The 13937-nt window shown below is 59.4% G+C and carries 9 protein-coding genes; 6 read left to right on the top strand and 3 right to left on the bottom strand.

Annotated elements, in window-relative coordinates; translation table 11 throughout:
• Positions 1-65 precede the first annotated feature (65 nt).
• A complete protein-coding gene (locus ACXAE6_RS03650; RefSeq protein ID WP_475144655.1) occupies positions 66-4751 on the bottom strand; it encodes a translocation/assembly module TamB domain-containing protein in 4686 nt (1561 codons plus the stop codon).
• Positions 4751-6466 (bottom strand): autotransporter assembly complex protein TamA, encoded by a 1716-nt coding sequence (locus ACXAE6_RS03645; RefSeq protein WP_475144651.1) that lies wholly within the window; start codon positions 6464-6466, stop codon positions 4751-4753. The genes ACXAE6_RS03650 and ACXAE6_RS03645 overlap by 1 nt, the downstream gene beginning before the upstream one ends.
• A gap of 262 nt (positions 6467-6728) precedes the next feature.
• Between ACXAE6_RS03645 and ACXAE6_RS03640 the strand changes: the two genes are divergently transcribed.
• On the top strand, positions 6729-7019 hold the full coding sequence (locus ACXAE6_RS03640) for a PA4642 family protein (RefSeq protein WP_475144648.1): 291 nt from the start codon (positions 6729-6731) through the stop codon (positions 7017-7019).
• Here the strand turns inward: ACXAE6_RS03640 and radA are convergent.
• On the bottom strand, positions 7016-8398 hold the full coding sequence (gene radA, locus ACXAE6_RS03635; protein WP_475144646.1) for a DNA repair protein RadA: 1383 nt from the start codon (positions 8396-8398) through the stop codon (positions 7016-7018). The genes ACXAE6_RS03640 and radA overlap by 4 nt on opposite strands.
• A 131-nt stretch (positions 8399-8529) precedes the next feature.
• Here radA and ACXAE6_RS03630 point away from each other — a divergent pair, with 131 nt between their 5' ends.
• From ACXAE6_RS03630 to ACXAE6_RS03610, 5 genes are all read left to right on the top strand, one after another.
• Positions 8530-9861 (top strand): deoxyguanosinetriphosphate triphosphohydrolase, encoded by a 1332-nt coding sequence (locus tag ACXAE6_RS03630; RefSeq protein ID WP_475144644.1) that lies wholly within the window; start codon positions 8530-8532, stop codon positions 9859-9861.
• Positions 9862-9998: 137 nt separating this feature from the next.
• Entirely contained in the window at positions 9999-10991 is a 993-nt protein-coding gene (locus ACXAE6_RS03625) for an iron-siderophore ABC transporter substrate-binding protein (RefSeq protein ID WP_475144641.1), read from the top strand.
• A complete protein-coding gene (locus ACXAE6_RS03620) occupies positions 10988-12028 on the top strand; it encodes a FecCD family ABC transporter permease (RefSeq protein ID WP_475144639.1) in 1041 nt (346 codons plus the stop codon). Before ACXAE6_RS03625 ends, ACXAE6_RS03620 begins: the two co-directional genes overlap by 4 nt.
• Entirely contained in the window at positions 12025-13068 is a 1044-nt protein-coding gene (locus ACXAE6_RS03615; RefSeq protein ID WP_475144636.1) for a FecCD family ABC transporter permease, read from the top strand. The genes ACXAE6_RS03620 and ACXAE6_RS03615 overlap by 4 nt, the downstream gene beginning before the upstream one ends.
• The gene (locus ACXAE6_RS03610) at positions 13065-13877 is read left to right on the top strand and encodes an ABC transporter ATP-binding protein (protein ID WP_475144632.1); all 813 of its coding nucleotides are present in this window, start codon (positions 13065-13067) and stop codon (positions 13875-13877) included. Before ACXAE6_RS03615 ends, ACXAE6_RS03610 begins: the two co-directional genes overlap by 4 nt.
• The last annotated feature ends 60 nt before the right edge of the window (positions 13878-13937 follow it).

The following is a 13937-nucleotide window of genomic DNA, read 5'->3' as shown; positions in this document are numbered from 1 at the left end:
CCCAAGCGTCTCCCGTCTCCCGGGTGCGCAGCACCCTAGCGTCTCCCAGCCGCGCAACAGCGCGGCTAATAATCCTCACTCCAATTCAACTCCAACCCACCCGAGCCGTACTGCCCATTGGTATACAACTCCAGACTGACCTCAGGCGTGACCTGGAACTGCAGGCGGCCGGAGAAATTTTGCTCGGTGCGCACGCCGGATTCCACCTCCAGATAAAGTTGGTCCGACAGGTATTTGCCAGCCTGGACGTTGACCGCGGTTTCGCCCGCTTCATTGGTGTTGCTGTCGAGTGACAGTGAATCGAGACCGAGCAGTTCGCGGGTGGTGCCGAACAAATCCAGGCCGGAATTCGGGTCGCGCAGGCTGTTCAGAGCGCTGGCCAATTGGAACGCCTGGACGGCGGTCATTTCGTTCAGCGAGGTGCCGAACAGCAGTCGCGCCAGCAGTTCGTCGTTGGCCAGCGGTGGCTGCGAGGTCAGCGTCAGGTTGAGTTTGTCCTGGGTGCCGGTGATGTGCAGTTCGACGCTCAGTTCCGGGTTCGAATAATTCGCGGTGATGTCGAGAAAAATCTGGCTGCCCTGAACCTGGATATTGCCGTCGGTGATTTCGAAGATTTTGCCGAAGGCGGTGTAGGTTCCGCGGATCACCTGGAAGCGACCACCGACAGTCGGGCTGGCCAGTTCGTCGGTCAGATCGAGTTCGCCAGACAGTTCAGCTTCCAATCCCTGGCCGTAAATCTGCGCCCGGCGGTCGGCGCGCAGCCGAACCTGCCATTGGCCCTGGGGCGCGAGCAGTCGCGGTTCGGCGTCTTCGTCGCCTTCTTCCGGTTCGCTGGCGCCATTGTTGCGCACCACGTTCAGGCTGGGTGCGCCGCTTTGCAGCAAGGAGTTCAACTGAATGGTCAGCGGCGCGACATCGACGTTGCCGGCGGCGGTCAGGTCGCGCCAGGGACCGGTGACGCTGACTTCACCGCTGACGCTGGCGTCCATATCGGCGCGGCGCAGCAGGTGGGCGCTGCGCGTGGTCATGGCGAGGTCGAGCTCGGGCATCCACCAGACGGTGCGATCTTCCGGCCAGACCACGGAACCGGCCAGTTGCACGCTACCGCCACCGTCGTCGGAAGCATCCAGTTCCAGTTGGAGGGTGCGGTTGTTGGCGCTCAGGTTACCGTTCATATCCGACAGCACGGCGCCGTAGGTGGCGTTTTCGTAGCGGCCGTCGCGCAGCGATACCTCGCCATTCCATTGCGGCCGCGACAGGCTGCCTTCAATGTTCAACTGGCCTTGCAGTTGGCCGCTGAAATCCTGGTCCGGCCGACCCTGGAAGAAGGGCTCGAAAACGGTGGAGTCGGTATCGAAGCGCAGTTCGGCATCGAACGGCCGGTCGGTCGGTTCGCCCTGCCAGTCGCTCAAGGCGGTCTGGGCGGTCTGGATGCTGACGTTGAGGCGTTCGACGTTTTCTTCGCTGAGTTTGGCGTTGAGCCGGTGCTCGCCTGCTTCGGTTGCCAGATTGAGGTTCAGCACCAGCGGCCAGCGATCGGAGCGCCAGTCCAAACGGGCATTGACCACCGGTTCTTCGGCGCTGCCGCTCAGTTCGAAGTCGCCTTCCAGCGAACCGCTCCATTCCGGACGATTGGCCAGCCAATAGCGGCTGTCAGTGATGTTGATGTCGCCGTTGAGGGTCAGCTCTTCCATGGAACCGGAGCCGCTGATTGATAACTGGCCGGCGCTGCCCAGATCGGCTTCGGCCTGTTGCAGCTGCCAGTCGTCGCGACGGCCCCGACCATTGAGGTCGATGCGCCAGTCGGTCGGGTTGGTCAGCCCAATGCTGGCCGGCTGCCAGCGACCGGCGGCCAGCAATTGCAGGTCGAGTTCGGGATCGTCCATGCGGCCGGCGACGCCCAGGTTGGCGTTGATCTGGCCACTGACGCCATTCTCCAACGGCAGACCCAGGGCGCGCAGTTGCTCGATGCTGAGGTTGTCGACGCTCAGTTGGCCGTCGAGCTCGTTGCCGCTGCTGTCCAGCTGGCCATCCAGTCGACTGTCGCCCCAGTTCATGCTGAGACTGTGGCGCAGCTGCCCGGACCATTCGCCCTGGCCGCGCCAGTTCAGTTGAAAACCCTGGTTGAGATAACGGCCACCGGCGCTCAGTTCGCCATCGAGCGTTAATTGTGGCCAGCGACCCTGAGCGCTCAACTGGCCCGAGGCTGCCCCGCTCAAGGTTGAAAATGACTGGCTGATGCCGTCTGGTATCCAGGGTTCGATTCGCGCCCAGTCGAGGTTATCCAGATCAGCTTGCAGGTCCATGGCTTTGTCAGGCCAGTTGAGCTGACCTGCGAGCTCGAGACTGGCGTTGCCGGAGCGCAGCTGAAATTGGTTGATGTCGGCGTCTTCGACACTGGCTTGTGTCAGGTCGACCGTCAGTTGCAGCGGTGTTTGGTCGATGGCGCCGTCAAAGTTTGCCTGAGTGTTGGCGAGCGTCGGCCGTAGCAGATTGCCGCTGATCTGCCCTTGTGCATTGGCGGTACCGCTCAGTTGTTCCCAGGGATCGGGCAGGGAAAACGGCAGCGACTGCAGCTGGGCAACTGTCAGTTGGTTAACCTCGAACTGGCCTTGCAGCGCTGGCGTGAAGGGTTCTATCCAGCCTTGGTAATGGATGTCGGCATCGCCCCAATGCACGCCAGCGTGGTTGATCTGCCAGCGCTCGCGTTGCTGCGCCTGAACGTCCAGATCGACGCTCAGTGGCAGGTCCTGCCAGTCGCCGTCGAGGGTCAGATCGGAAATCAATCGTGGCTGAGTCCAGGGGCCGTTGAGGGTGAGTCGGCCGTTAATCTGTCCGCTCAGTTCGTCAAACAGGGCTGGCCAGGGCGGGGTAAAGGGCCTGATGCTCGCCAGGCGTACGCCCTGGGGGGTGGCGCTCAAATTCAGTTGGCGTTGCTGCCAATCGACCTGGCCGGCCAGTCCGGTTTCGGCGTCGCCGAGCGACAGCCGGCTCTCGGCCAGCGTCACCTGATGCAGATTCAGCCGCTCGACCGCGAGGTCGGCGTTGAGTGGTTGATCCTGCCACTGGCCTTGTACTGTCAGGTTGCCGCTGGTATCGGGGTTACGCAGTGCGCCGCTCCAGCTCAGTTGGCCGTTGACCTGCCAGTCGTGATCGCCGGGCAGGGCCACACCGAACACCGGCAACCAGTCGGAATCAACCTCGCTGAACCGGCTGTCTCCGCTCAGGGTGGCATTGCCGAAGTCGATGGTCAGATCGCCGGCGGCTGCACCGATATCAGACTCAAGCTGGATGTCGGCCAGGTTTAGTTGGCTGAGGGTCAGCCGGACCGGGGTCTGCAGTTGCAGCGTCTGGTCGTGGTAGGCGCCAGTGGCGCTGAGGTCACCCGTCAATACTGGCTGGCGCAGCGGACCGTTGATGCTGCCTTCGATGTTGGCGTCATCGACGCTGATGGCGTTGGGCCAGGCAGGCACCCAGTAACGCCAATGGCGATCGGCCAGGTGTTCGCCGCTGATGCTCAGGTCGAGCCGTTGTGCGCCCCAATCGATGCGACCGGTGGTGGTCACTTCGGCCGGTCCCCAGTTGAGTTCGAATTCATCGATGGTGACGGCATTGCGGGTGGCGCTGGAGCGGGTGTTGATGGTCAGCGCTTCGTCCTGCCACTGTCCATCGAATGCGGCGTCGCCGGCAAAACGGGGCGCGCGCCAGCCGCCGGTCAGACGGCCCTCGACCGACAGGGCACCGTCCAATCCATCGACCGGCAGCCAGTTTTTTACCAGTGCCAGTGGCAGGGCGTTGGCGCTGAGCCTGAGGTCGGCGCGGTCGGCCTGCACAAAACCGTGCAAGCGGGCGGGCTGACCATCGGCGCTGAGTTCGAATTCGGAGAAAAACAGTCGGCCATTGTAGGGGTTGAGGCTGATGCCGCCTTCGGCGCGCAAGGATTGTTCGCGCCACGGCAGGGTCAGGGTATCGATGCGCGCCTCAATCTGGCCCTGGCGTTGGCTCAGTTCCAGATCCCATTGGCCGACAATATCCTGTTGCAGCGGCCAGTCGAAGGCTTGCGCCCAGGCGCTGTCGGCCGGCGCCTTGAGTTCGCCCTGAATGCGCAGAGCATCGACGGCATCGACATTAACACCCAGCATCAGCGCACTGTGGCTGCCTTCGCTGAGCGTTAAATCGAGTCGCGCCGGCCAACTGCCCCAGTTGATGGCCATCTCGCCCACCGCGGTGGCGTCCAGCTCGGGCAGGCTGGGGTGTTGCACGCTCAGTCGATGAATCACCAACTGGTCGAGCCGCGCTGACGGCAGTTTTGACCAGAGCTCAGCGACATCCGGTATGCCGCCGGTTGGGTTCGCGGGCTCAGGTTCGTTGGCAGGGGCAGCGGGGATCTGCACATCGAGGCGGTCGGCGTTGAGGGCGTCGATCCACAGTCGGCGTTGCCACAGATAGGTGGGTCGCCATTGTACGCTGAGGTTTTCGGCGTCGACGGCCACGCCATCGTCACCGCTTTGCCAGCTCAGTTGCTCGAAGCGCCAGTCGCCGATGTCCGGACTGCGCGCGCCTTCGGTGTGCAGGCTGAACGGCGTGACGCGCGGCAACCAGTATTCGGCCTGGCCGAGCAGCGTCAGTCGGCCGCTTTCGCTGGCCAGCAGCCAGGCGACGACCAAGAGCAGCGTGACGATCAGACCCAGCAGGCTGCCCAGTCCGATCAACCAGGCGCGCGCGGCGCCTTTGCGCAATCGCCAGGCCATCAGAACGACTGCCCCAGGCTGATGTAAAGCTGATAATTCGGATCGCTTTCGCGCTGATTCAGCGGCATGGCGATATCGACCCGTATCGGCGCAAAGCGGGTGAAATAGCGCAAACCCAGGCCGACACTGCTGTACCAATCTTGTTGACCAGAAGTCGGGTCTGCGTCTTCGCTGACACTGGCGCTGTCGCTGAACAGCACCAGCCCCCAGTTCTCACCCAGATTGCCACGCAGCTCCAGACTGCCCTGCCATTGTTGGGTGCCGCTTTGATCGCTGCCGTTGATACCAATGGAGCGGTAGGGATAGCCGCGCACCGAACCGCCACCACCGGCTAACATGCGGTCGGATGGCGGTGCGGTGTCGAGGTCGGTGTCATCGCGCGAGGGCCACAACGAACGCCATTCCAGGCGCGTGGCGATGACCAGATCACCATCCCAGGCCGGTAGAAAACCGGACCAGCCCAGGGTCCCGACCCAGAACGGATCGCTGCTGCCGGACAGGCTCCACACCGGCTCTACGCCGAGGTCGTAGCGCATACCGTCGGTCGGATTCAGGCTGCCAGCCGAGCTGTCGTATTCGTAAGCCAGCGGCACCCGGACCAGACTGAATGAGTCCCAGTTGTCATCGACGCGCTCGTCACTGCGCTGGTAGGCGATGCCGTAGCTGTAAGTGTCACGGCTGGATGCCTGGCGGTCGATGGTGGCGCTGCTTAAATATTTATAAGTTTCCCCGTTTTCCGGCGTTTCGTGAACGAAGCTGTTGTCCTGCGTCAGGGTATTTCGCGCTTCCAGAAAGCCCGGCAACGTCAGCGTGACGTTGGCGCTTTGTCGTTCTTGCTGCAGGCTGGTGCCCAGTTCCAGCCATTGGGCACGGTGCCCCAGATTGCGGTGCTCCCAGCCCAAAGTCAGACCAAAGCCCTGATCGGTGTCCCAGCCGATACCAGCGCGCACTGTGCGTGGCGAACGCTTGATCACCTCGAAGGTGACGTCGACCTGGCCGGCTTCATTGCGTGACAGCGACCGCCTCACGGTGGCAAAGAGCTGGGTTTGATAGAGGTTGATCACCGCCTGATCGATATCGGCGCGACGGAAGCAGGCGCCGGTATCGAGGTCGGTTTGCCGGCGCAAATAGGCCTGGTTGATGTCGTCGGCGCCTTTGAACTGAATGTCGCCAATGCGCGATGGCTCGCTGGCGTTAACCCGATAACGCACCCGACCACCAGCTTCACCCGGCACCAGTCGGACTTCGTGGCTGACGGCCAACTGAAAGAAACAGCCCTGATCATCGACAATGGATTGCAGGCTGGATTGATCGCTGAGAATGGTTTCGGCATCCAGCGGTTCGCCTTCGCGCGCTTGCGGCCAGTCCTCCGGTAGCTCGACCGTCACGCCCTGAATATCGACCGATAAGACTTTATATTGCGGACCGGTATCGATGCGGTAACTCAGGCGTTCACCGTTGTTGGTTTCTTCCACCCGATGCAGAATTTCAGCGTCGTAATAACCGCGCGAGTCGAGCCATTGGATCATGCGTTGACGTTCGCCCTGGGCCAGGCGATTGGAGCGTGGCGAGAGATTGATGGCGCGCAATGAATCGCGGTAGATGCGTAATTGATCGAGCAGTTCGCCTTGCAGGCCGCGGTTTTTCGGCGACAGGGTCAGGTCGGAGCGACCGATGGACGGTAACTCTTCTGCGTCGGCCAGGCTGGCCATCATTAGCAGCGCGACGCCGAAAACGGTCGCCAGTAAACGTAAGGCTGTAATGATTGACCCCTTCGCGTCTTGGTGTGAATGGTGCTGTGTAGTGTCATCAGCTTGCCTGAACGCGGCCTGAAGGCAACGCATATAGCCGAGCTGGGACCATTTATTCCAATAGGGCATTTCACCCAGCCTAACTATAACTTTAGAATGCCCGCCTTTGGTCAGCTTTGCGGCTGATCGCAACCGATCCTATCCGCCGACGCTATAGAGGCACCCTATGAAACGAGACAAGCAACGTGTTGAAGGCGAAACCTGGAGCGAGGAGCATCTGGCGGAGTATTTGGGTTTCAAAACATACGATGGCACCGACCCGGATTTCCATTGCCTTTACCGCGCTTATACCCGCATGAACGAGGTGACGTTCGAGCGTTTCGTGCAATTGTTTCGTGACCAGGGCCGTAACCTTCAGGCGACCAATCTGCAAGGCCAGACGCTGGCCGACATCATCAAACAGCATCGCCAGTCCGAAGACTATCTTAAGGTGCTGCAGGGCGAGGCGATCAGCTAAAGATCCTGCAAGGCGGCCAGCACTTCATCGAGGCGCGCAGCGCCGATCACCGTCATTCCCTCAATCGGTTTTTTGGGCATATTGGCCTTGGGCATGATGGCTTTTTTAAAGCCGTGCTTGGCCGCTTCCGATAACCGCTCCTGACCGTTAGGCACCGGTCGCAGTTCGCCGTTTAATCCCAGCTCACCGAACACCACCCAGTCGCGCGGCAGTGGTTTGTCGCGCAAGCTCGATAACACCGCCAGCAAGGTGGCCAGATCGGCGCTGGTTTCGGTGACGCGCACGCCGCCGACGACATTCAAAAACACATCCTGATCGCCGGTAAAGACACCGCCGTGTCGATTCAATATCGCCAGAATCAAACTTAAACGGTTGGTATCCAGCCCCACAGCAATGCGTCGCGGGTGGCCCATGCTGGTGCCATCGACCAGTGCCTGGAGTTCAATCAGCAGTGGCCGGGTGCCTTCCCAGACCACGGTAACCACCGAACCCGGCGCTTCTTCGCTGCCTTGATTCAAGAAAATCGACGAAGGGTTTTTGACCTCTTTCAGACCGGAATCGAGCATCGCAAAGACGCCTAATTCGTTGACCGCGCCGAAACGGTTTTTGATGGCGCGCAAAGTACGAAAGCGACTGTCGCCGGAGCTTTCCAGCATCACCGACGCATCGATCATATGCTCCAGCACTTTCGGCCCGGCCAGGCTGCCGTCCTTGGTGACATGACCAACGATGATCAACACCGTGCCGGTCTGTTTGGCAAAGCGCGTCAGCCAGGCGGCCGATTCGCGCACCTGGGAGACCGAACCCGGTGCCGATTCAACATCCGGCGCGTGCATCACCTGAATGGAGTCGATGACCAGAATTTTCGGCGCAACCTCTTTGGCCGTTTCGGTAATGCTTGCCACCGAGGTTTCCGCCAGAATCGACAACTCATCCATGGGTAAATTGAGTCGTTTGGCGCGCAGCGCGATCTGCTGTACCGATTCCTCGCCCGAGACATAGAGCACCGGCAACTGACGCGCCAGATGACAAAGCGTCTGCAACAACAAGGTCGATTTACCCGCGCCGGGATGACCACCAATCAACACCGCGCTGCCACCGACCAGACCACCGCCGAGCACGCGATCGAATTCACCCATGCCGGTGGCAATGCGCGCCTGCTCGGCCAGATCGACATCGGAGAGTTTTTGTATGCGCGAGCGGGAACCGGCAAAACCCTCGCGGTTATCGGTGAAGTCGGGTTGGCGCGCAGCGGCGCCAGTGGCCTCACGAAATTCCTTGAGCGTATTCCAGGCCTTGCACTCGGTGCACTGGCCTTGCCATTTGGAATAGTCGGCGCCGCATTCGCTGCAGACGAATTGAACTTTGCTTTTGGCCAAGAAAGGATGCCTCTGAGAATGCTGCCAAAGGTGCGCAGTTTGACACAGCGACCGGCGCTCATAAACGTCGACGGCTTGCCAGCGCATTCGCGCTGCTGGATCATTCACCCTTACGTTAACGAGATAGCCTCATGGATTGGACTCAACTGCTGACCACCGAACGCTACGGCCACCAGGCCATCGACGCCGAAGAACTGGGTCGCAGCCACTTCCATAAAGACCACGATCGCATTGTTTTCTCCAGCGCCTTTCGCAAGCTCGGCGGCAAGACGCAGGTGCATCCGCTGGCCAAGAATGACCATGTGCACAACCGGCTGATTCACAGCCTGGAAGTGGGCAGTGTTGGTCGCAGCCTGGGCATTCGCGTCGGCGAGCGGATTCGCGAGCAACTGCCTGCCTTTATTGAACCGGACGACCTGGGCGTGATTGTGCAAAGCGCCTGTCTGGCGCACGACATCGGTAATCCGCCGTTCGGTCACGCCGGTGAATACGCCATTCAGGACTGGTTTAAGCAGCCGGAAAATGAGTATTTGCTGAAGCCGTTGTCGGATGCCACGCGCCGGGATCTAACCCATTTTGAAGGCAACGCTCAGGGTTTTCGCATCGTCGCTCAGGTGGAATATCACCTCGGTCGCGGTGGTCTGCGGCTGACCTACCCAACGCTCGGCGCCTCCATCAAATATCCCTGGACGGCCGCAGGTGCCGGTGCCAAAGGCAAGTTCAGTTGCTTTGAACCGGAGCGTCCCATTCTGCAAAAACTGGCCGCACAATTGGGATTGGTGCCGCGCGGCGAGTTCGGTTTTGCACGCCATCCATTGAGCTATCTGATGGAGGCGGCGGACGACATCTGTTACGCCCTGATCGATCTCGAAGACGCCGTTGAATTGCACATCCTCGATTTCGAAGAGGTGCGCGATGTGTTTCAGAACATCCAGGGCAGTGGCGATTTGGATCTGGACAGTGCCGACAACGGCATTTCTTCCGGCCGTCAGTTGGCGGCGCTGCGTGGCAAAACCATCGGCGTGATCGTCGATGCGGTGGTCGATGCGTTTATCCAGCAACAGGACGCCATTCTTGCCGGCACCTTCGAAGGCGATTTGATTGCCAGTTGCCCGCCACGCATCCAGGAAGGCATTCAGCGCGCCAAGACGCTGGCTTACACCAAGGTATTTCTCGATACCCAGAAAACCGAAACCGAGATCGGTGCCTACGCGGTCTTGAGTACTTTATTGCAGGCTTTTATCACTGCCGGTTTCGAGTTGTATAACAAGGGTGATCAGCAGCAACTCAGTTACCGCGCCAAACGCGTCTTCGATTTGATGGGCGACGAAGCACCGACGGCGCAGAGTTCATTGGAGACCATTTACCATCGGCTGATCGACCATATCGCCGGCATGACCGACAACTATGCCAGCTATCTGGCGCGGCAGATTGGCGGACCGTCGCAGCCACATTTTGTGTGACGGGTTCTAAGGGGAACGCAGCGTTCGATGCGGCTGGGAGTCGTATTGAAAGCAATTATCATTATTGACTCTTGATGACGAAAGGATAGAGTTGCTGGCGGTTATCGCACTCTCACTCATTCGATAGAAGTCATCTTATGCGTCTGCAACTGCCCCATCCTGTTCTGATCTTCTGTTTCGCCGTCGCCGCGCTGGCCTCCTGGCCGGCAGCGGCGGAACAACACTTTCCCCTGCAAATTGAGCACGCCTTCGGCACCACCACTTTGACTGAAAAACCCGAGCGTGTGGCCACCGTTGCCTGGGCCAACCACGAAGTGCCTTTGGCGCTGGGTGTGGTGCCGGTCGGTTTCGCCGCGGCTAATTTTGGTGATGATGACGGTGATGGCTTGCTGCCCTGGGTCAAGGCGCGTCTGGACGAACTCGGCGCTGACACACCGGTGTTGTTTGACGAAGGCGACGGCATTGATTTCGAAGCCGTGGCAGCGACTCAACCGGATGTGATTCTGGCGGCCTATTCCGGTCTCAGTCAGGCCGATTACGACACCCTGAGCATGATCGCGCCGGTGGTGCCTTTCCCGGAATCGCCCTGGTCGACCGACTGGCGCGAGATGATCCGTATCAACAGCGCCGGCATGGGCATGGCGGCTGAAGGCGAAGCCTTGATCGAGCAACTGGAACAACAGATTGCCGATACCGTGGCGGGTTATCCAGAACTCGATGGCAAGTCGGCAATGTTTATTACCCACCTGGATGCAACCGATTTAAGCCTGGTGCGTTTTTATACCGCCAACGATACCCGGGTGAAATTTTTCGCGGATCTGGGTTTGCGCACGCCACTGAGTGTTGAGCAAGCCAGTCGCGATGGTCAGTTCTCCGGCGAAGTCAGCGCTGAACAAATCGATCGCTTTAACGACGTCGATATCTTTGTGACCTACGGCGATAACAGTCTGTTGGCGCCGCTGAAGGCGAACCCTTTGACCGCCCGGATGCGCGCCATCGCCAACGAATCGGTGGTGATGCTGGGCAATGGTCCGGTCGGCACTGCGGCTAATCCGACACCGCTGTCGATCGGCTGGGTGCTGGATGATTATGTCGCCATGCTGGCCGAAGCCGCACGCAAAGCGCAATGACATCGGTTGCTGGTTTGAAGGACGCAACGCCGTCTTTTAAACGCAATAATGGGTTACGTTCGCTGAGTCTTCTGGCGCTGGTTTTAGTGTTGCTGGCGCTGTGCTTTTTATCGATTGCCATCGGCACGCGCGACGTCAGCTGGGCGGAAATTATTGCCGCTTTGCAGGGCCAGATTAACAGCGTCGGTGAAGCCGCCGTCGCCACCCGAATTCCCCGCACTTTGTTGGCGGTCATCGCCGGCAGCGCCCTGGGTCTGGCGGGCGCCGTCATGCAGGGCGTGACGCGTAATCCGCTCGCCGATCCGGGCATTCTGGGCATCAATACCGGCGCGTCTTTGGCGGTGGTCATCGGTCTGGCCTGGTTTGGTATGAGCCTGGCGCACAGCTATGTCTGGGTGGCCATTTTTGGCGCTGGCATTACCGCGGTTTTTGTTTATGCCATCGGCTCGCTGGGCCTGGGTGGGGCAACACCCTTGAAGCTGGCGCTGGCCGGCGCGGCGACGTCTATTGCGTTGTCCAGTTTTACTATTGCTGTGGTGTTGCCGCGTAACGACATCGCCGGTGGCGTGCGCTCCTGGCAGATTGGCGGCGTCGGTGGCGCCACCTTCGATACGCTTCGTTTAGTGCTGCCATTTTTAGTCGTTGGCTTGGTGATTTGCCTGTTATCGGCGCGCAAATTAAACAGCCTGGCGCTGGGTGACGAGCTCGCCGCTGGTTTGGGTGAAAACGTCATGCTGGCGCGATTAAGCGCGGGTTTTGGTGCCATCCTCTTGTGTGGTGCAACCACGGCGGCTTGCGGACCGATCGGTTTTGTCGGTTTGGTGGTACCGCATTTATGCCGCTTGTTGGTCGGTGTTGATCATCGTTGGTTATTACCGTTTTCCGCGCTCAGTGGGGCAGGTTTATTGCTGGTTGCTGATGTCGTTGGGCGCCTTGTCGCCCGGCCCAGTGAACTGGCGGTGGGCATTGTTACTGCCTTTATCGGCGCGCCATTTTTTATCTGGATTGTGCGGCGCCAGCGAGTGCGTGATTTATGACTGTCACAACCTCTGACGTGCTTGATCGTGTTGTTGCACAGCGACATCAACGTCGCCGGGGCTGGCGTTTTATCGCGCTGATTTTTTTGCTGATTTTATTGTTTGGTTTCACGCTGACCTTGTCATTGGGTCAATCTTTTACGCCGCCTTCGGATGTGCTGCGCGTGTTGTTAGGAGAACCGGTTCCCGGTGCCAGCTTTACCGTCGGTCAGCTGCGTTTGCCGCGCGCGGTGTTATCGATTCTGGTGGGGCTGAGTTTTGGTCTGGGCGGTGTTGCCTTTCAGATTATGTTGCGCAATCCCCTGGCCAGTCCGGACATTATCGGTGTCAGTTCCGGTGCCAGTGCGGCAGCGGTTTTTGCCATTGTCGTGCTGCAATGGGACGGCACCGTGGTGACAGTTTTTTCTGTGCTGACGGGGCTGGGTGTTGCCTTGTTGGTGTATGGGTTGTCGTTTAAAAACGGTGCCGCCGGCAGCCGGTTGATTCTGATTGGCATCGGCGTTGCGGCGATGATCGAGAGTTTTATCGGTTACGTTTTGCTGCGCGCCCCCGCCTGGGATTTGCAGGAAGCCATGCGCTGGCTGACCGGCAGCGTGAACGCGGCGCAATTGAATCAGGCCTGGCCGGTTTTGGTTTCGTTGCTGGTTTTTGGTGGCCTTCTGCTCAGCCGGCGGCGAGATCTGGATGCGTTGCGTATGGGTGACGATACCGCAGCAGCGCTCGGTGTGAAGGTGGGTATTACTCGCGTTATGGTCATTGTCTGTGCGGTCGGCATGATCGCTGTGGCGACCGCTGTTACCGGCCCCATTGCCTTTGTTGCGTTTCTCTCCGGACCGATCGCTGCACGCCTTGTTGGCAGTAAAGGATCGTTGTTAATTCCCTCGGCTTTAATCGGTGCCTGCCTGGTATTGATGGGCGATTATGTCGGACAGTTTTTATTACCCAGCCGCTATCCGGTTGGTGTGGTCACTGGTGCGTTGGGCGCGCCCTATCTGATTTATCTGATCATTCGCGTGAACCGTGCAGGAGGTTCGTTGTGACGCTGGATCATCGTTTGGTGGTGGAGAAATTATCGGCCGGTTATGGCGAACGGACTATTCTTGATGGTTTAAATCTCGATGTTATTCCCGGTCGCATTACCTCCATTGTTGGTGCTAATGCCTGTGGTAAATCAACGCTATTGCGCACCATGTCGCGGTTGTTAAAACCCACAGATGGGCAAGTATTGCTCGATGGTAAGTCGGTGCATCAGCGACCCACTCGTGAGCTCGCCCAAACGCTGGGTTTATTGCCGCAGTCACCCATCGCGCCGGAAGGCATTACCGTGGCTGATTTGGTCGGCCGGGGTCGTCATCCCCACCACGGTTTGATGTCGCGTTGGGGCAGGCGTGATGACGAAGCGGTGGCCCAGGCCTTGGAAGTGACCAAGACCGCTGAGCTGATGGACCGCGATGTCGACGAACTGTCTGGAGGTCAGCGCCAGCGCGTCTGGATCGCTATGGCGCTGGCGCAGGAAACAGCGTTGCTGCTGCTGGACGAACCGACCACTTTTTTGGATGTCAGCCATCAGGTGGAAGTGCTTGATTTGCTGGTCGATCTGAACCAGAGCCGGGGCACCACCATCGTTATGGTGCTGCACGATCTGAACCTGGCGGCGCGTTATTCCGATCAGTTGGTGGCGCTGCAGGGCGGGCGTTTATACGCCCAGGGTTCGCCTGAGATGGTCATGGATGAAGCGATGATTGAGTCGGTATTCGGGTTGCGCAGTCAACTGATGACCGATCCGGTCTCCGGCAAACCGATGGTGTTACCCATTGGCCGGCATCGTTTGTCGCGTGGTACGAATTGAGATAAAAGTCAACAGCAAATGAAAATGAGCATAATTCCCATTAGCATTGACTAAGTAAGC

Source organism: Saccharospirillum sp. ABV4_185 (assembly GCF_056159245.1).
The sequence above is the reverse complement of the archived record's forward strand: the minus strand, read 5'-3'. Positions and strand labels throughout refer to the sequence as shown.